The sequence below is a fragment of the Methanosarcina vacuolata Z-761 genome (genome assembly GCF_000969905.1).
GTDB classification, from domain to species: domain Archaea; phylum Halobacteriota; class Methanosarcinia; order Methanosarcinales; family Methanosarcinaceae; genus Methanosarcina; species Methanosarcina vacuolata.
On the sequence record NZ_CP009520.1, the window covers coordinates 597,792 to 623,740 of the forward strand.

The window sequence follows — 25,949 nt, forward strand, 5'->3', positions numbered from 1 at the left end:
AGTCCCCACAAAAACGCCATAAGTGAAAATATTTGAAAAAACAATTTATCTGCCGAATGTAGGACGAAACATAAGGAGTAAGACAATGAAAATGGACAAAAAATTCTGTTCAGTAGCTTTAGCTTCAACGGCCATTGTTTTATTTTTAATTTTAATGTTATCTACTACATCGACCGCTACTGCACAAAATACTTCAAGCACGGCTAAATACGCTTACATCACGAATAGCGGCAGCACCACTGTCTCTGTAATTGACATCACAACAAACAAAGTTACATCCACAATAAATGTAGGACAATATCCCTACGGGGTTGCAGTTAACCCCGATGGAACAAAAGTGTATGTGTCGAAAGAAAAAAGTGGAACTATTTCCGTAATTGACACTGCAAAAAATAAGGTTACAGCCACAGTGAGGGTAGGAAAAAACCCCTGGGGAGTTGCAGTTAATCCGACGGGAACAAAGGTATATGTGGCAAACGAAGGTAGTAAGACAGTCTCTGTAATTGATACTGCTAGCAACAAGGTTACAGCTACAGTGTATGTAGGAAATTATCCTTGTGGAATTGCAGTTAACCCGGCAGGAACAAAGGTATATGTGGCGAATTCCCTTGATAACACTGTTTCTGTAATTGACACATCAACAAACAAGGCTATAGCCACAATAAAAGTAGGAAACCTCCCTACCGGAGTTGCAGTTAATCCGGCGGGAACAAGGGTATATGTGACGAATGAGTACGATGTTTCTGTAATTGACACATCAAAAAATAAGGTTGCAGCAAGAGTAAAAGTGGGAAAGTACCCATGGGGAGTTGCGGTAAACCCGGCTGGAACAAAGGTATATGTGACAAACTATGGAGATGGTACTTTTTCTGTGATTAATACGGCCACAAACAAGGTTACAGCCACAGTGACGGTGGGAAGTTATCCATTAGGGATTGCTTTCAGTCCGGACGGGACTAAGGCATATGTGGCAAAAGAAACAAGCGGAGCTGTCTCTGTAATTAACACAGCCACAAACAAGGTTACAGCTACAGTGAGGGTGGGAAAAGACCCTGCTGCATTCGGGCAGTTTATAGGTTCTGTTTCTGTGCAAAATCCAGTAGTTCCTGATGCAGATTTCATTGGTTCTCCAGTCTCAGGAAGTTCCCCATTAAAAGTGCAGTTTACCGACAAGAGTACAGGTTCCCCGACTGATTGGAAATGGAACTTCGGAGATGGATCGGATCTGGTAACTGAATATAATCCAACACATACATACTCAAAACCCGGAACGTATACTGTGAAAGAGACCGTGAGTAATGCAGCAGGTAAGGATACGGAAATAAAAACGGATTATATAACCGTGACAGAAGCTTCACAAACTCCTGATGCAGATTTCGTTGGTTCTCCAGTCTCAGGAAGTTCCCCATTAAAAGTGCAGTTTACTGACAAGAGTACAGGGTCCCCAACTTATTGGAAATGGAACTTTGGAGATGGATCGGATCTGGTAACTGAATATAATCCAACACATACATACTCAAAACCCGGAACGTATACTGTGAAAGAGACCGTGAGTAATGCAGCAGGTAAGGATACGGAAATAAAAACAGATTATATAACCGTGACAGAAACTTCGCAAACTCCTGATGCAGATTTCGTTGGTTCTCCAGTCTCAGGAAGTTCCCCATAAAAGTGCAGTTTACCGACAAGAGTACAGGTTCCCCAACTTATTGGAAATGGAACTTTGGAGATGGATCGGATCTGGTAACTGAATATAATCCAACACATACATACTCAAAACCCGGAACGTATACTGTGAAAGAGACCGTGAGTAATGCGGCAGGTAAGGATACGGAAATAAAAACAGATTATATAACCGTGACAGAAACTTCGCAAACTCCTGATGCAGATTTCGTTGGCTCTCCAGTCTCAGGAAGTTCCCCATTAAAAGTGCAGTTTACCGACAAGAGTACAGGTTCCCCAACTTATTGGAAATGGAACTTTGGAGATGGATCGGATCTGGTAACTGAATATAATCCAACACATACATACTCAAAACCCGGAACGTATACTGTGAAAGAGACCGTGAGTAATGCAGCAGGTAAGGATACGGAAATAAAAACAGATTATATAACCGTGACAGAAACTTCGCAAACTCCTGATGCAGATTTCGTTGGTTCTCCAGTCTCAGGAAGTTCACCATTAAACGTGCAGTTTACTGACAAGAGTACAGGGTCACCGACTTATTGGAAATGGAACTTCGGAGATGGATCGGATCTGGTGACTGAATATAATCCAACACATACATACTCAAAACCCGGAACGTATACTGTGAAAGAGACCGTGAGTAATGCAGCAGGTAAGGATACGGAAATAAAAACGGATTATATAACCGTGACAGAAGCTTCACAAACTCCTGATGCAGATTTCGTTGGTTCTCCAGTCTCAGGAAGTTCACCATTAAACGTGCAGTTTACTGACAAGAGTACAGGGTCACCGACTTATTGGAAATGGAACTTCGGAGATGGATCGGATCTGGTGACTGAATATAATCCAACACATACATACTCAAAACCCGGAACGTATACTGTGAAGGAGACCGTGAGTAATGCAGCAGGCAGGGATACGGAAATAAAAACGGATTATATAACCGTGACAGAAGCTTCACAAGCTCCTGTTGCAGATTTCTGGGGCTGGCCACTCTCAGGAAATGCTCCACTAAAGGTAACATTTACTGAGACCAGTACCGGCTCCCCAACCTCATGGAAATGGGATTTCGGAGATGGTAAATCTTCAACAGAAAAGAGTCCAACACATACATATTCATCTGCAGGAACTTACACGGTTAAACTCACAGCAACAAATGAAGCAGGAAGTAGTACAAAATCAAAATGGAAATATATAAAAGTGTCAGAGTGACTTCAACTTTGAAAACGGTTGTAAACCTTCTGGGATTCTTCAGTTTCAGGTAAAGATGCAAAAGGCAGTAATACAAAAGTTATTTGTGAATGTCATAGTACATAAAATATGAAATCGCAAAACCAGTTGCTGCATCTTCTGCATCTCCGACTTCAGGAAAAACTCCTGCAACTGTTGTATTTATTGATACGAGTTTGAAAACCCACACTAAATGAAAATGGAGTTTTGGAGACGAAATAATTTTGGGACAAAACAAATTTTGTCTCCTCTTATTCTGTTTTTAGAGTTAACATCAGTTATTCTGAGTTCCATGTACCTCGGTATATTTTTGAGTGATTAAACTTAACTTTCTGAATTAGGTTGAGATTAAAGACTGACTAAATCTAAATTTTTAGTTTGTTTTCTAAATTTAAACTGGATTCTTTTGAACATTGTGGGATTCAAGTTAAAATCATTGATTTTGTTGAGCATGTGCCCACCTTTGATTCAATAAGTTTGTTCAGTTGTTACAAAAATCGCCTTATTTTTGAGAGGGGGGCGAAATGTAAAATAAAACAGAAATTGTAACCAAAAAGAAAGTTTATGGACAAGAATTAGAAACACTTTAATATAAAAAATCTAAATATAGAGCGAATCAGTAATCGTGGAAGAAAAATAGATAATCTACCGCCTGAAGTATCTAATATATAATCGATATAACAAGATCCCTATAATGGTTCGTATAGACAATGTGGAAACGATATAATTACCGACAGTGGATCAGTTCAAGATAAATGACGCTAAAATTTAACTACACGGATAAGGTGCTTAATAAATTTTGTTATTAAACCTGCAGATTATTTATAGCTACATCCCGATTTTCATGATTTTATAAACTCCGGTTCAATCTGTAATTAAAAAATCTGGTTATGTAGAAATCCTCATGGGCTTTTGGCAGATGCATAATTTATAAAAAATTTTATATCAACATTAAAGTTTTTCGTGAGAAATCATCGGAAAGAAAGAATTACCAATTGTTTAAACTGAACTACCTGATATACTTTTACACATTCATTTTCAGATCCAATTAAAGCTGATTTAGATAGGTTTTCTACAAATCCAAAAACGAAAAAAATACCTGGATTTTGGAACTGAGTTTTAGAAAAAAACCTGTATTCGGCAGATAGACATTAAAATTTGGATATTTTTCAGGATAAGTATCCTCTTCAAACTGTACGGGAAAAAGTAGGTTTCATATCTTTGTTGAGAGTTGAAAAGTTTTCTCATGTCTAAAAAAGTATTGACTAAAAAAGTATTAAGACTAAAAAAGTATTAAGACTAAAAAAGTATTAAGACTAAAAAAGTATTAAGACTAAAAAAGTATTAAGACTAAAAAAGTATTAAGACTAAAAAAGTATTAAAAGATCAGTTTAACTTCCAAAATATGTGATAAAATTATTTTAAGTTTTTTCGTTAAAATATTTTCCCTTGAAATGAAGAGGATGCCAGGATAGCGCTGTTCAACACCTATTAATTTGCCCTCATTTAACACGTGTTAACATATGTCCAAGCATCATATAAACAGAAGCAGCAGACAGGTTACAAATAAGGAATATAGGACTCATCTAAGTTCCCACAAAAACGCTATCAGTAAAAATATTTGAAACAACAATTTACCTGCTGGATGTAGGACGAAATATAACGGAGTAAGACAATGAAAGTGAACAAAAAATTGTGTTCAGTAGCTTTAGTTTCAACAGCCATTGTTTTATTTTTAATTTTGATATTCTCTACTACATCGGCAGCTACTGCACAAAATACTTCAAGTACGGCTAAATACGCCTACATTACTAATAGCGGCAGCACCACTGTCTCTGTAATTGACATCACAACAAACAAAGTTACAGCCACAATAAATGTAGGAAAATCTCCCTACGGGGTTGCAGTCAACCCCGCTGGAACAAAAGTGTATGTGTCGAAAGAAAAAAGTGGAACTATTTCCGTAATTGACACTGCAAAAAATGAGGTTACAGCCACAGTGAAGGTAGGAAAAAACCCCTGGGGAGTTGCAGTTAATCCGACGGGAACAAAGGTATATGTGGCAAACGAAGGTAGTAAGACAGTCTCTGTAATTGATACTGCTAGCAACAAGGTTACAGCTACAGTGTATGTAGGAAATTATCCTTGTGGAATTGCAGTTAACCCGGCAGGAACAAAGGTATATGTGGCGAATTCCCTTGATAACACTGTTTCTGTAATTGACACATCAACAAACAAGGCTATAGCCACAATAAAAGTAGGAAATCTCCCTACCGGAGTTGCAGTTAATCCGGCGGGAACAAGGGTATATGTGACGAATGAGTACGATGTTTCTGTAATTGACACATCAAAAAATAAGGTTACAGCAAGAGTAAAAGTAGGAAAGTACCCATGGGGAGTTGCGGTAAACCCGGCTGGAACAAAGGTATATGTGACAAACTATGGAGATGGTACTTTTTCTGTGATTAATACGGCCACAAACAAGGTTACAGCCACAGTGCATGTAGGAAGTTCCCCCTTAGGGATTGCTTTCAGTCCGGACGGGACTAAGGCATATGTGGCAAAAGAAACAAGTGGTGTCGTCTCCGTAATTAACACAGCCACAAACAGGGTTACAGCTACAGTGAGGGTCAAAAAAGATCCCGTTGCATTCGGGCAGTTTATAGGTTCTGTCGAAGCACAAAACCCAAAGACTCCAGTTGCTGTATTTTATGCATCTCCAAAATTAGGAAAAGCGCCTTTAAGCGTTAAATTTACTGACAAAAGTACCGGCTCCCCAACTAAATGGAAATGGAATTTTGGAGACGGAACGTCGTCAACAACCAGAAGTCCAACTCATGAGTATTCTAAAGCTGGAAAATATACTGTTAAACTTACAGTAACAAATGCTGCAGGCAGTAACACCGCAACAAAATCAAAATATATCATAGTGATAGTAAAACCGACTGCTGTATTTTATGCATCTCCAAAAGTAGGAAACGCACCTTTAAGCGTTAAATTTACTGACAAAAGTACCGGCTCCCCAACTAAATGGAAATGGGATTTTGGAGACGGAACGTCGTCAACAACCAGAAGTCCAACTCATGAGTATTCTAAAGCTGGAAAATATACTGTTAAACTTACAGTAACAAATATCGCAGGCAGTAACACCGCAACAAAATCAAAATATATCATAGTAAAAGCTACTTCGAAAGCTCCTGTTGCAGATTTCGTGGGGTTGCCACTCTCAGGAAAAGCTCCACTAAAGGTAACATTTACTGACAAAAGTACAGGTTCCCCAACTAAATGGAAATGGGATTTTGGAGATGGTAAATCTTCAACAGAACAGAGTCCAACACACACATATTCATCTGCAGGAACTTATACTGTTAAACTTACAGCAACAAATGCAGCAGGAAGTAATACAAAAACAAAATCAAAATATATCACAGTAACAGCTACTTCACAGGCTCCTGTTGCAGATTTCTGGGGCTGGCCACTCTCAGGAAATGCTCCACTAAAGGTAACATTTACTGAGACCAGTACCGGCTCCCCAACTTCCTGGAAATGGGATTTTGGAGATGGTACCTCTTCAACAGAACAGAGTCCAACACACACATATTCATCTGCAGGAACTTATACTGTTAAACTTACAGCAACAAATGCAGCAGGAAGTAGTACAAAAACAAAATGGAATTATGTAAAAGTGTCTGGTGCTTCACAAGTTCCTGTTGCAGATTTCTGGGGCTGGCCACTCTCAGGAGAAGCTCCACTAAAGGTAACATTTACTGAGACCAGTACGGGCTCCCCAACTTCCTGGAAATGGGATTTTGGTGATGGTACATCTTCAACAGAACAGAGTCCAACACACACATATTCATCTGCAGGAACTTATACTGTTAAACTTACAGCAACAAATGCAGCAGGAAGTAGTACAAAATCAAAATGGAATTATGTAAAAGTGGCAAGGTGACAAAGGGCTAAACGTGCTATAAAACTCAATTTTACTGGTTTAATAGCAGGTTCATCCAGCTCTGAAAAGTTAGCCACTTAGAAAAACGAATAAAAAATGAATATAGAGGACTTACGCAGTTGAACTAAAAATCAATAGCATCAGACCATTAACTGTATAAAACGTGAGTGTAATCCACAGGCTTTGATGTAATTGATTTTGTTTCACAGGTGCGTAAGTCCTGAACTATTCAACCTGAATAAAACACATCAATAGCCATCTTTTATAGGATTACTAAAGATTTCGGCTCTTCATTATTTTGTGTGGCTACCCCATAATATCTTCATAAAAACCAATGCGGTCTTGATTGAAAACGCACATGATTAAAAACGCACATGATTGAAAATGCACATGATTGAAAATGCACATGATTGAAAATGCACATGATTGAAAACGCACATGATATTCTTTGAATAACACGCGTAAACAATGAAAATGCTTGCAGATGGCAGTATTCTCATGCTAAATCATATGATCCATAGGGGATGGCGAGCCCAAATCTCTCAGAATTAGCTTCCATTAGTCACTGGCTATTGATTGCTTTTTTATTTTTATTTTATCGGGTATTATACCGAAAACAGTTACTAAACATTTTATCTCTTTGTATTAATTTTTATATCCAGTTTCTTCTCTTTTATTTTTTCCTATTTCTAATTCCAGATGATACCTTGAAATTAATGCTTGTTTTTGAGATTAACTTACTATCCATCTTGTAAATTGATCTACAATTTCCAGGAAAAAAGTGCATGAATTAAACTAAAATTAAATATTTAATTGTACTATAGAGGCTGAAATAGGGTCTTAAATGTAAATTAAGGCTAATAAATTTTTTATCATAAGTAATTCATATAAAAAATAATATATAATGAGAATATTTATATTTATTTATATTCATTTTCTTCAAGCTAAAGTGATTTTATCTAAAAAATTTTGCCCCCAGTAGATCAGTTCTTTGAATAAGAGTATACGCTACAATCATGTATTCAAATGAACACTTCTACTAAATATCTATAAAGTTATCCTAAAAATCTCGTTCAAAACTGTTTTAACGGACGGAGGAATTGGAATAAAAACATTAAACACTTTGTTAGTAACTTTTTTAATTTTATTATTTTTATCTGGTCTTGGAGCTGCGGCTGAGATTATAGTGCAGCCAGGAAGTTCTATTCAAAAAGCTGTGAATAATTCATCTTCGGGCGATATAATTACTGTAAAGCCCGGAACCTATATTGAAAATATCATAGTAACTAAAAACGATCTTACCATTCGGTCAGAATCAGGAAAACCTGATAACACAGTAATTAAAGCCAAAAGTTCAGGGGCTAATGTGTTTCTCCTGCAGGGAGACAACATAAAGATATCTGGACTTAAGGCTATAGGAGCAACTCGATCCGGCTATTCAGGAATCTGTCTGTCTTCGTGCAGTAACTGCGTAATCGAGAATAACAAACTTTTGAGCAATTGTTATGGAATCTATCTCCTGCGTTCCAAAGGGGACAAGCTGTCAAAGAACACGGCTACAAATAATCTGCAATATGGAATTGTACTTGGGACTGCTACAGACAATACCATTTCAGGAAATACGGCCCTTAATAATGGCCGCGGTATTCATATTGGCAACTCTGATGGCAATACCCTCTCAGGCAATACTGTTCAAGACAATAGTGTTTATGGGCTTTATGTCTGTCCCAGAAGCGACACTAATCAGATTTACAACAATTACTTCAATGACACTAATATGACTATTAGAAATGGGATCGGAAATACCTATAATACCAAAAAAACCGCAGGCACTAATATTGTGGGCGGCCATTACATAGGAGGCAACTTCTGGGGAAAACCTGATGGTACAGGATTTTCCAATACTGCAGTAGATAGCGATGGAGACGGAATTTCCGATTCTGCATATAAGAATATAACAGGCAGCATCTATTCTGACAACCTTCCTCTAGTAACTTCTAAATCCGATACGTTAAAGCCAATTGCTGCGTTTTCGGCATCCCCTACATCAGGAAACGCGCCTTTGAGTGTAATATTTACTGACAGCAGTACAGGTTCGCCCACTTCATGGAAGTGGAGTTTCGGGGACGGAGCCACTTCAACCGAACAGAACCCGGCACACACTTATTCTACTCAAGGGAACTATACGGTGGCACTTACAGTAAGCAACTCTGCAGGCAATAATACTGTAACAAAAACTGGGTATATAGCGGTAGGAACAACAGCGTCAAAGCCGGTTGTAAGTTTCTGGGGGTCTCCGAGAACAGGGAATGCGCCACTGAGCGTGACTTTTAAGGATAGTACTTCAGGCTCCCCTACTGCCTGGAACTGGAGTTTCGGAGATGGGACCTTTTCAACAGTACAGAACCCGAAGCATACGTATTCGACAGCAGGAAATTACGTAGTAAAGCTGACAGCGACCAATGCTGCAGGAAATTCCACATTATCAAAATGGAATTATATAATAGTAACAGGAACGTCTTCGCAGGCCCCGATTGCTGCGTTTTCGGGATCTCCAACTTCTGGAAGTACGCCCCTGAGTGTAACATTTACTGACAGCAGTACAGGTTCGCCAACAGCATGGAACTGGAATTTTGGAGACGGAACCAGTTCAACAGTCCAGAACCCTGTACATACATATTCGACAGCAGGAAGTTACGGTGTAACGCTTACAGTAAGCAACTCTGCAGGTAGTAATACGACAACAAAATCCAGTTACATAAAAGTGACAGCAAACAGTACAACAAATGCAACAATACCTGTTGTAAGCTTCTGGGGATCACGAACTTCAGGAACAGCCCCTCTTACTATCACATTTACTGATGCAAGTACAAACACCCCTACTTCCTGGAACTGGAATTTTGGAGATGGAAACTATTCAACATTACAAAAACCAAGGCACACTTATTCAAAAGCAGGAAACTATTCATTAACACTTAAGGCAAGTAACGCAGCCGGCACTGGTACGAAGACCAGAGTCAATTATATAAAAGTAACATAATAAAAAATATCGTAAGTAAAAGTAGCATAGGTAAAAAGACCGTAAGTAAAAGTTTCATGAAAACAGGTTGGACGAAACCTGTTCACTAAGTAATTTAGTGCCTGAAGTTTTAATATAAACTACAGGCAACTCTTTTTTATTATATGGTAGGGTTGGGTTTCAAATAGGGTTAATATATTAAAAAGTTCAAACAGTTAATAATTCAAACAGTTAATAATTCAAACAGTTAATAATTCAAACAGTTATCATTTCAAACAGTTAATAGTTCAAACAGTTAATAGTTCAAACAGTTAATAGTTCAAACAGTTAATAGTTCAAATAGTTTAACTTTTATTAATAACTCATCGGATCTCAAAGCTTTTCAGCAAAGCTTCCAAAGTCCACACGATTTGAAGTCTGGGACTCCGACTCATTTTTTGTGAGATTATTTGGCGTGACGTGTGCAAAAAATTCTTCCACAATACTTCCCACATCCCTGGGTGCAATGTCGATAAACTCTCTTTTTTCTTCAGGTGGGAAATAGTCAAAAACCGAAAATTTGCCGAGTTTACGTACCTGGGAGCCCTGGTAGCGGGAATCAAGGAGAATCCTTACTCCGTAGTCGTCTGGAGAACGTACTACTCTTCCCATTGCCTGTCTAACTTTCCTGATTGTAGGCACCTGGACTGCAAACTCCCAGCCTTCCCCACAGCCGAAAACCGCATCATAAGCAGACTCTACAGCCTTAATTCGGTCGTTTAGGGCCGGATATCCGATTCCCACTATAATCACGGTCCTGCCCCTGGAATCTCTGAAATCAACACCTTCACTCAATGTTCCCCAGAGATATGTTATAAGTAAGGCTTTTCCTCCCTGCTCTCCTATTTTGAAAAACTCCTTTCGGATTTCCTGGGCTGAAACCCCTGTTTCGTCAAGGAGAATAGGAATAGAAAGTTCAGGCTCAAGGAGTTTAGTATAGCGAAGTGCTTCAGCATAGCTCTGGAAGTAAATAATCACGTTCCCTGGCGATGCAACAGTAGCTGCAAGCAGGGCTTCTTTAATGTTTTCAAGCGTTTCCGGGCTGTCCCGATTCTTTGCAAAAAGCGGAGGGATGGAAACCGCAAGAGTAAGCCTCCTTTCTCTGGGAAATGTCGTGCCATAGGAAATTTCTTCCACTTCTCTTGAGATGCCAAGTGTGGATTTTATCATTTCGAAGGGCCGGAGTGTAGCCGACATGAGTACTGCCGCATAAATGGAATCAAATAGAGGCTGAGTCACATTTTTAGGGATACATGTGAAAAGCTCAATCCTGCCGGCGATTCTATCGCTTTTGAAATCCCTGCGCACGTTCAGAACTGGATAATAGTTTTGCCTATCCGAAAGCACGAGGTAAGAGGATAAAAAGTCTGCAACATATCTGATCTGGGAACGTTTTGGAACTGTAAGGAGCCCTTTTTTGTAATTTTCCGCATAGACCTCTTCCAGCCTTCCTCCAAACTCGCCAATCTCCCGCAGCCGGGTCAGGACTTTTTCTTCATCCGAAAAACCTTCCTTTATCGCTTCCCGTAAAAAGCGAGCTTTCAGGATGTCAAAGCGTTCATAAGGGTCGCTGATCTGAATGTCCTGCCAGTGTTTTCCAAGCCTGTTCCTTTCCCCAAACTTCAATTTCGCATCATATGTGTCCCTGAGAGCGGCAAGGAGGCAGGTAAACAGCTTTTTCGCATATAGTCGAGCTGCGTAGTCCTGGTCAAGGGGAATGCCGCCTCCCGAACCAGTTTCTTTACCTAACATAAAAGAATTGTCAGATTCGGGAGTCTCGCCTACTTCCGAAAGGGCTTTTTCAATAGTCAATTCCGAGAGCATTGTTGAAGAATGGGAACGGGCAGATGCCTCAATATTATGCGCTTCATCAAAAATTAGGATGATATCTTCAGGGTCGCGTTCAAGCCATTTAAGCAGCATCATGAAAATCTCAGCACTGAGGACGTGATGAAAATTGCAGATTAGAAGTTCGGCTTTTTTGAGTTCTTTTTTCAGCAGTTCATACCCGCACATGTCACGGTCTTCGGCATACTCCAGGACTTCTTCCGGGCTTCTTACATCGGAAAAAAGCCAGTTGGAAAATTCGCTACCTTCAAATTTCAGTACTTCATAAAGCTCCGGGCAGGAATTGCTCCTTAAAGCCCGAGTTTTTTTCTTAGTTTCTTCAAGTTCTTTTTCAAGCTCAGTTCTCAGGGAATAAAGAGCAGGGTCTTTTGTCCTTTTGTATTTCTCATAGGCATCCTTTAGTTCTTTTTCTTTTGAAGAAACTTCTCTTTCAAGGTCAAGGAGGTCATAGGTATTTTCCCCTTTGAGCCTGCATTCTTCGTAATCGAGATTTTCAGGGCACATTGAAGTCTTGCCCTTGAAAACGATTGTTTTTATTTCGTTGCCCCGGGAAATCTCTCTTGCTTCATTTATAAATTGAACCATCTGCTGATGGACGTTGGTGACTATAATAACGACTTTATTGAGTTTTTTCCCCACACTCAATGCAGGGGCAAGTGCACTTAAAGTCTTGCCTGTCCCGCATGCCCCTTCAAAGAGTACGATTTTTTCGCTCAGGAGAGACGAGTGAATCTTTTCCATGGCTTCTGCCTGGTTAGGGTAGCAACTCTGTTTCGTAAAATACCGCATATATCCGTTCTTTTGCGTCATACGTTTAACCTGGGATTTCCCGATTTACAATGATTCAGTGACTTTCTGATCTGCCGATGATTAATAAATTAACTTTCATAAATTAACTTTCATAAATTAACTTTCATAAATTAACTTTCATAAATTAACTTTCATAAATTAACTTTCATAAATTAACTTTCATAAATTAACTTTCATAAATTAACTTTCATAAATTAACTTTCATAAATTAACTTTCATAAATTAACTTTCATAAATTAACTTTCAAAAGTTTCAATGTTTCTGAAAATATTGTTAAAGGAATATTATTTCCGATTTTAAATTAACTCAGTGCCAGCTATTCTAGTGCTTTAGGTCTTCCTAATGCTTTAGGTCTTCCCTAATGCTTTAGATTTCCCCTAATACTTTAAGGTCTTCCTGATGCTTTAGATTTTCCGGATAAAAGCAGAATTCAATACTAACATTTAAAATTCAATACTAACATTAAGATGCAGGAAGAGGATTTACTTTTATTTGTTGCGTGAGCGTTGTTTGTAGATCTTTATCTGAACTTATTCTCTATGTCACGATCTATCACTAAGCGATTGATCATTCAGTAAGCACTCTCTTCCAAGATACTCAATTCCCCATTTGCAGAGAGCGTCCAGGACCGGAAGCACAGTCTTTCCGAATTCGGTCAGTGAATACTCAACTCTAGGTGGGATTTCAGGATAAATTTCCCTGAGAATAAGCCCGTCTTCTTCGAGTTCCCTGAGCTGTTTCGTAAGCATCTTGGGTGAAATACCCTGCATACTTTGCTGGAGCCCTGAAAAACGCAGTTTTTCTGTCCTCAACTGCCAGAGGATAATAGGCTTCCATTTGCCTCCAATTACCTCCAGAGTTGCTTCCACAGGACACTGGCAATGTTTGTTATTCCGGATTTGACTTACCATATACTCACATAGTATACATTTTGTTAGTTAGTATCCGGATTGCATGTATAGTATATAAGTATAGTTATTGCAAATCAGATATCAATAAATACATTTTCTTAAAGAAAGAAAAATCTGGCATCAATTGAAAAATTAATCCAGTATAAATTCAAAGAAAATGAAACTCAGATTAGACCTAATTCGGGTTAGACCTCAATTCAGGTTAGACCTAATTTCAGGTCATATCTAAGTTAAGCTTAGTTTAAAAAACAAGAGGAGTGAATAGAATGAAAGTTATAGGTATTGTAGGAAGCCCCCGAAAGAACGGAAATACGAATATTCTTGTCCAGCAGGTCCTGGCAGGCGCAGCAGAAGCAGGTGCCGAGACCCGGACATTTATTCTCAATGAGATGAACTACAAAGGCTGCCAGGGCTGTGACTATTGTAAGGGCCATGACAAATGCAAACTTGAAGATGACCTTACGGAAGTATTCGAGGAGCTTGCATCAGCAGGTGGAGTCGTTTTTGGCTCTCCAATTTACTTTGGGCAGTTTACAGGCCAGATGAGGCTTTTCCTTGACCGCTGCTACTCCCTTATAAATGCAGACTTTTCTCCCCGTCTCCCTGTCGGGAAAAAAGCCGTGATTGTAGGAACTCAAGGTGCTCCTGACCCGGCAGCTTTTAAAGGCGTCTACGAGGAGTTCAAAGGACAAGTTTCTGGCTTCATGCAGGCAGAAGTAAAGGATGTCCTCGTAGGAGTTGGCTATCACGCTCCGGGAGAGGTTAAGGATAATATCGAGCTTATGGAAAAAGCGAAAAACGCAGGTCTTAACCTGTTCAAGTAAAAAGGTACAACGGAAAACAAAAACGAGAAATAAAGAAATAAGAAATAAAATTAAGCGGGAAGAAAAGTAAGATAAAGTGGGAAGAAAAATAAAATGGGGAGGGAGAACTCTGGAGTGAGATTTTCTCGCCCAGATCTTTCAGGAATGAATAGGAGGGGTCTCATATGGAAACTCTTGAAGCAATCCACACTCGTCAAAGCATTCGAAAATACACTGACAGGCCCGTTCCGAGGGAACTTGTTACCGAACTGCTAAGGGCCGCAATGAGTGCTCCATCTGCAGTCAATGCACAGCCCTGGATCTTTATTGTTATTGATGACCGGAAGCTCCTTGACGAAATTCCCACTTTCAGCCCCTTTGCAGGTATGTGCAGGGAAGCTCCTCTTGCAATTCTTGTCTGTGGGGATATAACGCTTGAAAAGGCTCCAGGATACTGGGTTCAGGACTGCTCGGCAGCTACCCAGAACCTCCTTCTTGCAGCTCACGACGCAGGGCTTGGAGCGGTCTGGACTGGAATCTATCCGATGAAGGATCGGATTGAAGGTTTCCGGAAAAATTTTGACCTGCCTGAAAATGTCATCCCTCTGGCTCTTGTGCCTGTAGGTTATCCTGACCAGAAACCAGGCTCTCAGGACAGGTTTGATAAAACAAAAATCTACCGCAATAAGTACGGTCAGAGAAGAGAATGAAGCTGTGAGGAAAGCAGAATAAAATTAGACTTTATTAAATGAATAATAGCAAGATAAAGCTATTCAAAGGTTTGAATCTTTGAAAAGACTTTTAATGAAGCTAAATTTGCCTGTTAATACCTTTTTGAAAAATAAATTGCGTTTCCGGATCTATTGGATGCGGAAAATACAAGATACTTTCCTAAACCAGGCCCCCAACAGAGATACTCAGGAAAGTACGAAAAGTATGGGAAGTACGAAAAGTATGGGAAGTACGGAAAGTACGAAATGTATGGGAAGTACGGAAAGTACGAAATGTATGGGAAGTACGGAAAGTATGAGAAGTTGAAACTTCAGGAAAAATAATTTTTGCTAAGAAGCTGGTGATTTATTGACAATACGAGTGGTTGCAAAAAATTACGTCAAGCCTGAAAAGGTTCAGGAATTTCTGGGTTTGTGCAAAAGCCTTGTTGAAGCGTCATTAAAAGATGAAGGCTGCATAGATTATGGCCTGTATCAGGAACTGGAGAGTTCAGGAGTCCTGACTTTCTTAGAGGAGTGGAAAGATGAAAAAAGCCTTGATCAACATTTAAATTCCAGTCATTTTAAAGAAATATTTCCACTGCTTTCAGAATACCTTGAAAAAGAAACTGAGGTTAATGTATACAGAAAAACGTTGTAATATCCAGGTGTGTTTTTACCGATTTAATTCTTAAAACTCTGTTCCTGGACACGTTTTGGAAAATCAGTATTAAACCTGGTTCAATAGTGAATAAAATTGAAAGGGAGACATTTTTATGGCAGAGAAAACCAAGATCAATAATTTGGTCTTATATTCCATGCCAGTAACTCCTTTTTGAGCAAACCTTGGGAGATATATCTTGAAAGTGATTTTACCCCCAAAAAATAGCAGATTCATAATATAAATCAATAAAAGATACGTTTGCTACTTTAAAGCAGAGTTTTCACTTCTCCCCTTTTCATTTCACAGCTCTTCAATTACTATCTCTTCTTCAAGGCTTGCGTTCGTAAGCAAGTCCTCAAGGTCTTTTATCTCAGAATCAAGCTTCTGGATTTCAGCCTGTGTAGGCCCTATCTCAAGATCTTCAGCTGGTTCGCCATTCTGCACCTCAGCAACTTCTGGATTTGCTTTTGATTCTTTTACTTCAGATGTACTGTCCCCGACACAACCGGATCCTGCAAGACAGGCAATTAAAGCTGACAGTACGAGCAGGTGAACATATTTAACCATCTTCTTCCTCCCAAGTTCTATAATTTTTTAGTAAAGGTTCCAGCGCCATTCCCTGAGCTATGACTTTTTCCATTTCCATAGGAAACATTCTTTCCGCTTTCAGGGCTGTCGGTAATAATACTCGAATTATTTGTGCCAGTTATATTTTCGGTATTATTAAGTGCAGTTTTCTGGTTGTCTTCGACTCCAGTTTCTTTACCATTTTCAGTCTCGTATTCTTTAAGCTCGTTGAGAATTTGTCTAATTATATTGTTTGCCGTATTGATATCACTGAGAGATTGACGAAGATAACCGTTTGCCTTCTCCATATCTTTCCTGGTGACATTCTCACCACTATAGATGGCATCTGCAGCTTCTTTATTCTCTTTCGCAGACTTCATATAAAAATTGTAACTGGCGAGTTTAGTATCAAGGTCGGTTGTGTTAACACCTGTTTCATTCAGGTCATCTACTTCTGTTCTAAATTGTTTAGACAGATTTTCGGATTTTTCGATAAACTCTCCAATTCTCTCACTGACAGTCTGACCTGCACTCTCAATGCTGGTTTTCTCGGCATTATTCCATACTCCACTAACAGACCTGATCACAACCAGAAGCTCTTCCTGGCTTGATGCATTTGCAATTTTAGCCTTCTCAGCTTCGAGCAATTTTATCTTTTCAGCGACAGCGATAGCTTTTTCGTCGGTTCCATTTCCATTTGAGTAAGCCACATTGCTCTTTACGTTTGAAAGGTGAGCTATCATATAGTTAATGCTGGAGTTAAGGTAGAGTTTTGTGGCATTCAGAGTCTCTTTGGAATTAGGGTCCAGTTTTCCTGCACGAACAAGATTCCTGATTTTGAGAAACTCTCCTTTTGCTTCTTTGTATTCTTGCTGATTAACCTGGAGCTCTTCTCTTAATTGATTTTTTTCTTGTTTTTGTTCTGAGGTCCTGTTCCTATCTTTTATACTGAAATTGTTCTGAAGCCTTTCTTTATCCGCCGTAAAATTACCAGTGCCGCCTGTGTCACCAGTTTTATTATTAGATGAATTGCGGGCATCTTCGCGCATATATTTATTTTGATTACCTTTTCCGTCGTCAGAAGAATCTTTGGCAGCGAAAGAAACTTCCGGAATTATGCTAAGTAATATTAACATAATTGTAAGATAAACCAGAAATTGAATATTTTTTGATGTTTTCATCTAACCACCCCCATTAAAAATTTATTATACTGTTTATTGACTAAGGTAAATATAAACATTGTTTTCAAAGAGTTTATTGGTCATGAATCTCTGACAATGAAACCGATGTTTCCTAAGAAAAGGAGTCAATTCTAGCGGATATTCATTAAAATATTTTTAGATGATATCTCTATTGCTGCAAGGAAGATAGGGAAAGGCCTGAAAGAGCATCAATTAGAAAAAGAGAGATGAGAAAATAGAGAGTAAAGAATAGAGAGTAAAGAATAGAGAATAGAGACAGTACACTGGAGGCATAAAGAAATGAAAGTTGTCGCGTTTAACGGAAGCCCGAGAAAGGAAGGAAATACGTCTGCTCTTATAAAGCATGTCCTTGCAGAACTTGAAAACGAAGGAATAGAAACTGAAATTGTGCAGATCGGGGGAAAGAGTATCCACGGCTGCATAGCCTGCGGGAAATGTTATGAAAATGCAGACAGAAAATGCGTAATTGACAAAGATATGGTCAACGAATGTATTGAAAAGATGCTCGAAGCCGATGGAATAATTCTAGCTTCGCCTACTTATTTTGCAGACCTTACTCCCGAACTTAAAGCTCTGATTGATAGGGCAGGTTTTGTTGCTAAAGCCAACAACGAAATGTTCAGATATAAAGTAGGAGCAGCAGTTGTTGCAGTGAGAAGAGCAGGCTCAATTCACGTTTTTGACTCAATCAACCATTTCTTCACAATTTCCCAGATGATAATCCCGGGATCAAGTTACTGGAATATGGGAATGGGGCTTGCTGAAGGGGATGTTGAAAAAGACGAAGAAGGTATTCAAACCATGCGGACGCTGGGCCAGAATATGGCATGGCTTTTGAAGAAGCTAAATGTGTAAATTATAGCCAGCTATCCAGGTCCTACAAGTCTTTTTTTGAAAAGGCTTGCAGGCAGCAGTTTTTAGAAAATGATTAGAGTTTTACCCGCCATTCGCCGGCAAACACGAGCATGGATTCTTTCCTGAGCTGGCCTATGAGGCATACGTTTGCCTTTTTTGCGGCTTCAACACCTGAGTCAAAGGGCATGGATTTGGTGGCGATAAGAGTGATTCCTGCCCGAGCTGCTTTTGTGACCATATAGGCGGGCTGCCGGCCTGTCGAGAGCATGTAATGTTGTGAGAGGTCGAGGCCTTTAAGAAAGGCAGCTCCTACAGCTTTATCTACAGCGTTATGCCGGCCGACGTCTACGATTTGTACAGCAAGCTTGCCTCTTCGGTCTATAAGGGCTGCCAGATGGGTTCCCCGGGTAAGTTTGTATGTATCGGATTCCAGGTATTCTGTGCCTGCAAAGATGGCTTGCGGCTCAAAAACTGAGTCCGAATCTACAAAGATTTCTTTGCTGGTCTCTTCTTCTTTTTCAGCTTTTTCGGCTTTTCCGATTTTTCCGGCGGCTTCGGTACTGATTTCCTGATTTTCCTTTCGGATAAGGATGTGGACAGCCCTACCGTCCACTTCTACGTTTTCAATTTCCCTGAAACTGATAACGCCTTCTGTGATCAGGTGGCCTACCGCAAGCTCTTTGAGTTCGAGCGGGGAGGCAAAAAGTGTTGTAAAGAGTTTTCCGTTGAGAAATAGTTTAACAGGGCATTCCTTTGCGAGCAGCACTTTAACATCTTCGGCTCTGCCGTCGGAATGGATTCTTTTCGCAGGATAAGAAGTGGTATATTTTTCGGGCATATGGATCAAGTTTCTCGCTATTTCAGTGTATGGTGAAGATATGTACCCATATGCCTTTTTCTTTTCCGTTAGCTCAGGTAGACTGCGAGGTAGTCAATGTTTATGGCTCTATCTTTATTTTCGGAGTTAATTTTCAGATTGAATGTAAGGTTCGATGGGCCACTTATTGATGATATATTGGTGGTCTGGTTGTATAAATACCAAGTATTTTGACTATTACCTGTCATTGTTGGAAGTACTTTGCCTGCAATAGTCATACTCTGATATGAGGGATTCTTAAACGTAGGTTGGTAAATCATTATCAACGTGATTGAACTTGGAGAATTAGGCTCGAGCTTTGTAGAGTTATTAAATCCAAATGTTAAGTTGAGAGGATTTCCATTAAGATTATGGGAATAATAGCTAGAGGAAGAATATGTACTCAAAATTTCTCCTGTGCTTTCTGTTGAAAAATCAACTCCTGAACTACTACTGTAATCCTTTAGATAGGATAGGTTTACTTCCGTGCTAGAAACTGTGTTAAAGTAATGCAATTTCTTTACTTTTTCAATCAAACCTGGAATGTGATTATAATCGAAACTGTCTCCTGATCCAAGCTCTACACCGATTATCGTTTTATTTACGCAGAGCCTTTCAAGGGTCTTGTTGCCATTAGGAAGGAAAGAGAAACGCACGTGACCGGATCCTCTCAGGTATTGAACGGTATAATCTGTTCCATTGAGCCCTTGATCTTGCGCAGTTTCTTTAAGATATGTAATCCAGGCATCTGGGTATCTTGTGGAAATTGTCATGTTGAAGGCGTTGATGCTTCTGCCTGTATTTTTATCATCATCGCTATCGTATACAGGTTCTGTTTTATATCCTGTTAATTGAAGTGGAATTACAGTATTTGAGGAGGTAGAATCTCGCTTGCCTAAAAGTTGAACCGCATGAATTCTGATTGTGCAGTTGCTTTCGTTAGTTTCATTTTTTTCTATAATCAATACAGGCTGCTGCCTCATCACGGAACTTTTATCGTTTGCAAGAATTAAGGCTCCATTTTCATACCTGAATATTTGATTAGGATACTGCCTGTTTTCAGAATAGCAGGTGATTCCCCCACACTCTATAGTAAAGTTATCAGGCTCTATTTTTAGAGCAGGACGGTTTGGCACTATTGTCATTGCACACCTTTCGGTATTCACTGAAAGCTTTCCGTCCGATTTTGAAGGTTCCAAAAACGGTATTTGTCCTCCTCCCATATCAACTGGCACAGTTACCGAAATATTGTAGTTCGACGAATTGTTTAACTCCGTAAGTCTGGAAAGTATATCGATACTTGTCTTCACTCCCGCCATCTCGTCCAGTGTATTATACATATGATCCCTTTCAGCATCATTTTTCCAATCAGGAACATATTCGAGCTTGACTACTGCAATCATTGTAAATGCAAGAGCTAAGAGCAATACTGCTATGATAACTGTTGCAGCAGCGGACTCAGATTTTGAAAAACAGGATCGTGCACTTTTTTTCCTGTCTTCAGGCTCTTTCCTTTTCATAATAGTTTTCGGGAGCATTTTTCCAAATCCTTGAGTTGTGACTTCCATTACTTACTTGAATTTTATCAATTTCACCTTCAATTTAGTTATTTTAAGCCTATTCCGGGTTCTGCTTTGATCTCTGTCTTACTTACATACAGCTTTTTCAGGATGTCGGGCTTGATCTTTTTTGCGTTTCCATTGCTCGTCTCTGGTGTCATATAAAAGGTTAAACGAACATTATTGCCTAGCTTTTTAGTGTTATATTTATCAGAGCCTATTTTTGCATCTTCCATTGTTTTATTAAGATATGACTGCCAGGCTTCTGGATAGTTTGAATTAATTATTAATGTGAAAGTAGTTACATTCCCTGGACCCTGTTTACCACTATTCAAAACTTCTTTTTCACTATCATAGATGGAGATATAATCAATTCCTGTAAGGCGAAGGGAGCCTTCGCTATTTGAGGAAATAATTTCAGGTGGGGAGTAGAGTTTCTTACAGACACTTATCGTGTTTATTGAAACATTATAGTCATTAGATTCGCTGGTTGATACATTGGAGAAGTGAATTGAAGGATAGAGCATCATGACTGGTTGCTCTGCTTGGTTAATAATCAGAGCTCCGTTTTCATAACTGAAAACCTGATCCACATAGTTATTATTTTTAGAGGTGTAAGTAACAGCGCCGCAAACTATAGATTTAATATAAGGATCGGCATTTTCGCGGTTTAATATTATGCTTATCACACACTTACCCTTGTTTACAGCAAGAGTTCCGCTGGACTTCATTGAACCTACGAATGGAATGTCTCCGCCACCCATATGGAAAGGCACACTTGTTACTAACTCAGGGGTTGAGGAATTTGAATACGAGGAATTAATATCTGAAGAATTATAATTTGAAGCCATGACAATTGACATCATATCTATTCTTGACTTAAGTTCTGCCATATTTTCCCATACACTATCCATGTGAGAATATTCGGCATCGTTTTTCCATTCTGGAACACATTCTACCCATGCGAAGGTTAGTACCGAAAATATTATTCCTAATAACATTACTGCCCCAATAACAGTTGCTGTTCCAGACTCCGAATGGGGAAAATATTTTTTTTCTGATTTGGATCTATTTTCTTCGTGTTTTCTCACTCATTTCAAACCCCCTAATTTTTATTCCTATTCAATTTATAATTCTACATGAATTCCCACGAAGTCTACCCAGTCAACCTTACCACTTGTTTCAGATGCATGTCCTATAGCTGAAAAACTCACGACCAAATTTTCAAGCTGTGTTGTATTTTTCACCAAGTCCGTTATATAATAGATTACCGGATCATCGTCTTCCCTTACTTTCTCTTCCATATTGTAAGCTATCATTGTCCAAGCAGATCCGTTATATATACTAAGTGTCATATTTTTTAAACTGTTGTCGTGCGAGTTGTATACTATCATCAAACTGACGTTTGTTAATGAGTCTGAAGTGCCCAAATCATACTCAGATATTCCAAAAGTATAATTCTCAGAAATCCATCTATCTGGTTTAATCGAAGAGTTCGTAAAAAGCTCGTCATCGATCCCGTCAACCAGTTCAGTGGGAAGCCAATTATCTGTCTCTGAAGAGTTGTCATATACACTTCCGTAAGGATAAGGAGTAATCCACTCAGGGAACTCCCCAGCACCTTTCTGGAGTACTGCTCGCTGGATGGCCTGCTGAGACGGTTTGTCGATAAAGAACATATCTATGTCGTCCCATCTCTTGAGATCTATTTCTTTTCCTTTAACAGTAATAGTGTCTTCAGTAGTGTAAATTACAATGCAGTCTCCAAGCGAGAAGTCATTGTTTATATAATCGGGACCTTCCGAGTTATCGACTTTGAAAGTACCGTCAGAGTTTTTTATTCTGAAAGTACCATCCGGGTTTTGAACTTCAAAGTTAGACGTATTATACGGAAGAAGCTGTTCTCCATTGACGTTAAGTATAATCTCTATTGCTTTGAGATCAATATCTTCTCCTCCACTGTGGACAATCTGGACAGCGTAGACGTCGTTATCAACATAATTTATATTTTCACGCAGGTCAGTATGCGGAATATGTTCCGGTTTCACAGCTCCTCCATCGGAAAATACAGTTATGGCTATTGTAGAAAAGGCTATAACGACTATGCTTATCATGAGCAGTTGCCCATATACTTCTGAAACACCCCGACAGTCCTGGCAAAGTGGCCAACGCTTTTTACCCTCCACGATAAAAATCACCTTCTAAAAATCTAATTATCAACTCTCTAAACTGTTTTTAATAGTTTATTAATTCGACTGTCTAAGAAAATTTATTAAACTAGAACTGCTAATAGATATCTTGCTGAACTAATTGGGTGGGTGGATCCAAATAACTCTTTATTACATTCAGCAAAAGTTTAAATATTTATGAAAAGTAAAACAGTATACAGTTAAAATAAATATATATTGTCAACTCTATATTTCAGGTGTTAAAGGTATCTGGCGGGCTTTCCTGTCCGAATACGTTTAACCAGGAGGGAGAACATATGGATTTCAAGAAATTGTTTAGAAAAGATGATAAAGCAGTTTCCCCAGTTATCGGTGTCATTTTGATGGTTGCAATAACCGTCATCCTCGCCGCCGCAATCGGATCTTCTGTATTCAGTAAAGGAACTGCTGAATCTGCACCGCAGGCTAGTCTTGACATTAAGTCAGCTGGTAGCAATAATACTAATGCTTATCTAAAATTCGAACACCTTGGCGGAGAATCGATTAACTTTGAAGACAGCGCAGTAACAAAAGTTATGGCATCTGTTAATGGTACTGACGCTGTTGAGATTAAAGCTACAGATCTTGGTACCTTCGATGTTGGTGACGTTCAGACAATCATGTTGAGTAATACTGGAGGGACGCCTATTATCAGTGATGTAAAAGGTAACACCGTCAACATCAAAATTATCGATGCCCAGACCAATCAGCTTATCTGCGACAAGGATGTAAGGTTCTAAACACGAATTTAAGCACCTCAAACAGGTGCTTTTTTCTCTTTCTTTTACTCAATTTTTATATTGAACTGATTTTTCGATTTTCGTCATGATTTCTCGTAAATTCTACGTATTTTTGAGAAAAGAAACACAGTAGGTAATGCACTTATCAAACCGAAAACAAAAGAATTCAAGGACGTATATGCTGTGAATGAAGTAGAGTATTTTGTAACCAAAAAGCAAAGAGCCGCCGGGGGGACTTGAACCCTCGACCTGCTGATTACGAATCAGCCGCTATACCGCTAAGCCACGACGGCAAATGCATAGAAAGAATAAGCAGACCTAATATATAGATCAAGAATTTAATTATTTCGCTCGGGTGGAGCTATTTGCTTTTGCAAAGCTTTGCAACGTCTGGATAACCCTGACATTATTTAAATAACGCGGCCACTTTTTTAAGGTTTTAACTTCCATAAAATAATTTTGTCATTTCTTCAAATAATCCTATCATCCTTTAAACAATCCTGGCTTCTATACAGATATTATACTGGTGAGGGGCATACGATCTGACTACTCTTTTTTCCAGAACCTCTATTTTCCGGCCTGCTTTTTCCGCAGCTTCCTTTATGAGTTTTATAGAGCTTTCGAATAGGTCGTCCTCAGGAGTAATTCCGTAATAGTGGATAATTCCGCCGGGCTTTGCCAGTAGAACTGCGGAGTCCAGGAACTCAAAAGCACTATGAGGCAAATTCATAATCACATGGTCGGCAGTGCCTGCAAACTTTTTTGCTTCTTCCCGGGCGTCGCCTTCGATTGCTTCGATGTTTTTCGCAGAGTTAAGAATAATATTTTCCCTGAGATAACGCACAGCGTCCGGATTTTTGTCGATTGCCAGGACTTTTGAAGGTTTTTCGCTCTTTGCAATCAGGATGCTGTACGGGCCGACGCCTGCAAACATATCAACAATGGTGTCTCCTTCCTTAACCCGGGAAAGAATTCTTGAGCGCTCGGTCGAAAGGCGGGGAGTAAAATAAGCCCGTGAAAGGTCGACTTTGTAGCGGCAGCCGTATTCTCTGTGAATAGTTTCGGTCCTTGGCTCGCCTGCAACGACCTCAAATTCCCTTACCCGAAATTCCCCGATAACAGGCGTAAGAGGCTTGAGCACTGTTTTTATATTTGAATGGGTTAAAAGGAGGGCATCGGCAATTCTTGAGGCTTTCTCTTTGTCAAGCTCAGGATCTTCCAGCAGGGCGATATCTCCTATAACTTCATAAGCAGGGCTGAAACCAAGAAGGTCTTCCGGAACAGGTTTCTTTTCCTGGGGCTTGAACTCGAACTCCAGAAGCTCAATTTCTTCGGGAAAACTCTCTAGCTCTCCAGGGGCAGGCACTCTGGTCAGGGGGAGATAAAGAAATGCCTCATCTGCGCTTATTTTTACGGAATTATCCAGAATTTCAAGCTCAAGGAGCCTTCTTCTTACAGGTTCTCCTTTCTTTTTAGGAACTTTTATGCACTGCCGTTTCATGGAAACTCGCCTTTTGGAATCCTAAGGTTATCCTTTTGTTATTAAGCTATCCATAGCCCGTGTTCAGGATAAATGAATCGAATGATTGTAATTAAGCATAAAGTACAACCCAAAAACTACCAGGAATACCCCGCAGGTATAGAGAATATGTCTATGCATTTTTTGGGAGAAAAGAGTTTTACCACGTCCGAATGAGCCGGATATGGCAGTAAACCATCCCATGTCTGCAGCCCAGTGCCCGAACATATAAGCCATTGCAATTATAATTCCCAGTTCATATTCCTTAAGTACGAGGGCACCGCCAGCGGTCAGCCACCAGATCCAGAAGTACGGGTTCGAAACTGAAGTAACCAGGCCTATCAAGATAGGGTTGGAAACCAGCTTCAAGCCTGAGGAGTCCTGAGAAATCAGAGCCGAAGAATCCGTAGCTTGTGCTTCCTTTAAGGTAAAAAGTCCAAATACCAGAAGTGAAAGCCCTCCTATAAGAAAAATTATGGAAATTATACCACTGTCGACAAACGAAGCAGCCCCTAAGAGGATCAGCACATAGAGCACAGCCTCCACGAGCATATGCCCGAATACTACCTGTGGGCCTGCAAGCCAGCCTTTCTTCAGCGAAATCTCTATAGTTGCAAAAAGCATCGGGCCTGGAACGAGCGCGCCTGTAAGCCCTACAGAGAAACCTAGAAGAAGAGCTTCAAAAACTTTAATTGTTAGCATTATGGATCAAAAAATTAAAGGTATCTAAGATCCCGTTTTGAAATAAACCTCCGCAAGCGGAAAGACCCGG

The 25,949-nt window shown here is 39.5% G+C and carries 21 protein-coding genes and 1 tRNA gene; 10 read left to right on the plus strand and 12 right to left on the minus strand.

From position 1 onward, the window contains the following. The first annotated feature begins 85 nt into the window (after positions 1-85). Positions 86-1,669 (plus strand): PKD domain-containing protein, encoded by a 1,584-nt coding sequence (locus tag MSVAZ_RS18640; RefSeq protein ID WP_052727851.1) that lies wholly within the window; start codon positions 86-88, stop codon positions 1,667-1,669. Between the two features lie 2 nt (positions 1,670-1,671). Next, positions 1,672-2,898 carry a PKD domain-containing protein gene (locus MSVAZ_RS18645; protein WP_052727852.1) on the plus strand — a complete coding sequence of 409 codons (1,227 nt, stop codon included), beginning with the start codon at positions 1,672-1,674 and terminating at the stop codon, positions 2,896-2,898. 79 nt (positions 2,899-2,977) lie between these two features. Here the strand turns inward: MSVAZ_RS18645 and MSVAZ_RS19960 are convergent, their stop codons facing one another. Continuing rightward, positions 2,978-3,154 (minus strand): hypothetical protein, encoded by a 177-nt coding sequence (locus MSVAZ_RS19960; protein WP_156150939.1) that lies wholly within the window; start codon positions 3,152-3,154, stop codon positions 2,978-2,980. A gap of 1,437 nt (positions 3,155-4,591) precedes the next feature. Here MSVAZ_RS19960 and MSVAZ_RS18650 point away from each other — a divergent pair. Next, a complete protein-coding gene (locus MSVAZ_RS18650; protein WP_052727853.1) occupies positions 4,592-6,868 on the plus strand; it encodes a PKD domain-containing protein in 2,277 nt (758 codons plus the stop codon). Between the two features lie 1,123 nt (positions 6,869-7,991). Continuing rightward, entirely contained in the window at positions 7,992-9,908 is a 1,917-nt protein-coding gene (locus MSVAZ_RS02665; protein WP_048117717.1) for a right-handed parallel beta-helix repeat-containing protein, read from the plus strand. A 351-nt stretch (positions 9,909-10,259) separates the two neighbouring features. Here MSVAZ_RS02665 and MSVAZ_RS02670 read toward each other — a convergent pair whose 3' ends face one another. Further along, positions 10,260-12,584 carry an ATP-dependent DNA helicase gene (locus tag MSVAZ_RS02670; RefSeq protein ID WP_048117721.1) on the minus strand — a complete coding sequence of 775 codons (2,325 nt, stop codon included), beginning with the start codon at positions 12,582-12,584 and terminating at the stop codon, positions 10,260-10,262. Positions 12,585-13,126: 542 nt separating this feature from the next. Then, complete coding sequence (locus MSVAZ_RS02675) at positions 13,127-13,495, minus strand: winged helix-turn-helix transcriptional regulator (protein WP_048117724.1); 369 nt, start codon at positions 13,493-13,495, stop codon at positions 13,127-13,129. Positions 13,496-13,761: 266 nt separating this feature from the next. Here MSVAZ_RS02675 and MSVAZ_RS02680 point away from each other — a divergent pair, with 266 nt between their 5' ends. From MSVAZ_RS02680 to MSVAZ_RS02695, 4 genes are all read left to right on the plus strand, one after another. Next, positions 13,762-14,319 carry a flavodoxin family protein gene (locus MSVAZ_RS02680; RefSeq protein ID WP_048117727.1) on the plus strand — a complete coding sequence of 186 codons (558 nt, stop codon included), beginning with the start codon at positions 13,762-13,764 and terminating at the stop codon, positions 14,317-14,319. Between the two features lie 164 nt (positions 14,320-14,483). After that, a complete protein-coding gene (locus MSVAZ_RS02685; protein WP_048117731.1) occupies positions 14,484-15,008 on the plus strand; it encodes a nitroreductase family protein in 525 nt (174 codons plus the stop codon). 153 nt (positions 15,009-15,161) lie between these two features. After that, on the plus strand, positions 15,162-15,353 hold the full coding sequence (locus tag MSVAZ_RS02690) for a hypothetical protein (protein WP_048117734.1): 192 nt from the start codon (positions 15,162-15,164) through the stop codon (positions 15,351-15,353). Between the two features lie 25 nt (positions 15,354-15,378). Beyond that, complete coding sequence (locus tag MSVAZ_RS02695; protein WP_048117737.1) at positions 15,379-15,669, plus strand: putative quinol monooxygenase; 291 nt, start codon at positions 15,379-15,381, stop codon at positions 15,667-15,669. Between the two features lie 303 nt (positions 15,670-15,972). Here MSVAZ_RS02695 and MSVAZ_RS02700 read toward each other — a convergent pair whose 3' ends face one another. Next, positions 15,973-16,239: a hypothetical protein gene (locus MSVAZ_RS02700; RefSeq protein WP_048117740.1), complete on the minus strand. Its 267-nt coding sequence runs from the start codon at positions 16,237-16,239 to the stop codon at positions 15,973-15,975. 17 nt (positions 16,240-16,256) lie between these two features. Beyond that, the gene (locus MSVAZ_RS02705; protein ID WP_198146782.1) at positions 16,257-17,420 is read right to left on the minus strand and encodes a chromosome segregation ATPase; all 1,164 of its coding nucleotides are present in this window, start codon (positions 17,418-17,420) and stop codon (positions 16,257-16,259) included. 300 nt (positions 17,421-17,720) lie between these two features. On the opposite strand from MSVAZ_RS02705, the gene MSVAZ_RS02710 reads away from it, so the two are divergent. Then, positions 17,721-18,296, plus strand: a complete 576-nt coding sequence (locus MSVAZ_RS02710) for a flavodoxin family protein (protein WP_048117743.1) — start codon at positions 17,721-17,723, stop codon at positions 18,294-18,296. 73 nt (positions 18,297-18,369) lie between these two features. Here the strand turns inward: MSVAZ_RS02710 and fdhD are convergent, their stop codons facing one another. The 4 genes from fdhD to MSVAZ_RS02730 form a co-directional block, all read right to left on the minus strand. Further along, positions 18,370-19,134 carry a formate dehydrogenase accessory sulfurtransferase FdhD gene (fdhD, locus tag MSVAZ_RS02715; protein ID WP_048117746.1) on the minus strand — a complete coding sequence of 255 codons (765 nt, stop codon included), beginning with the start codon at positions 19,132-19,134 and terminating at the stop codon, positions 18,370-18,372. 68 nt (positions 19,135-19,202) lie between these two features. Continuing rightward, on the minus strand, positions 19,203-20,672 hold the full coding sequence (locus MSVAZ_RS02720) for a hypothetical protein (RefSeq protein ID WP_232316193.1): 1,470 nt from the start codon (positions 20,670-20,672) through the stop codon (positions 19,203-19,205). A gap of 86 nt (positions 20,673-20,758) precedes the next feature. Beyond that, positions 20,759-21,802 carry a hypothetical protein gene (locus MSVAZ_RS02725; RefSeq protein ID WP_048117749.1) on the minus strand — a complete coding sequence of 348 codons (1,044 nt, stop codon included), beginning with the start codon at positions 21,800-21,802 and terminating at the stop codon, positions 20,759-20,761. Between the two features lie 36 nt (positions 21,803-21,838). Continuing rightward, positions 21,839-22,897: a type IV pilin N-terminal domain-containing protein gene (locus MSVAZ_RS02730; protein WP_048117752.1), complete on the minus strand. Its 1,059-nt coding sequence runs from the start codon at positions 22,895-22,897 to the stop codon at positions 21,839-21,841. 299 nt (positions 22,898-23,196) lie between these two features. On the opposite strand from MSVAZ_RS02730, the gene MSVAZ_RS02735 reads away from it, so the two are divergent. Beyond that, the gene (locus tag MSVAZ_RS02735) at positions 23,197-23,658 is read left to right on the plus strand and encodes a type IV pilin (RefSeq protein ID WP_048117754.1); all 462 of its coding nucleotides are present in this window, start codon (positions 23,197-23,199) and stop codon (positions 23,656-23,658) included. Positions 23,659-23,879: 221 nt separating this feature from the next. On the opposite strand, the gene MSVAZ_RS02740 is transcribed toward MSVAZ_RS02735, so the two are convergent. From MSVAZ_RS02740 to MSVAZ_RS02750, 3 genes are all read right to left on the minus strand, one after another. Beyond that, positions 23,880-23,951, minus strand: a tRNA-Thr gene (locus MSVAZ_RS02740). Positions 23,952-24,148: 197 nt separating this feature from the next. Further along, positions 24,149-25,159 carry a class I SAM-dependent methyltransferase gene (locus MSVAZ_RS02745; protein WP_048117764.1) on the minus strand — a complete coding sequence of 337 codons (1,011 nt, stop codon included), beginning with the start codon at positions 25,157-25,159 and terminating at the stop codon, positions 24,149-24,151. Between the two features lie 63 nt (positions 25,160-25,222). Further along, entirely contained in the window at positions 25,223-25,879 is a 657-nt protein-coding gene (locus MSVAZ_RS02750) for a LysE family transporter (protein ID WP_048117767.1), read from the minus strand. Positions 25,880-25,949 lie beyond the last annotated feature (70 nt).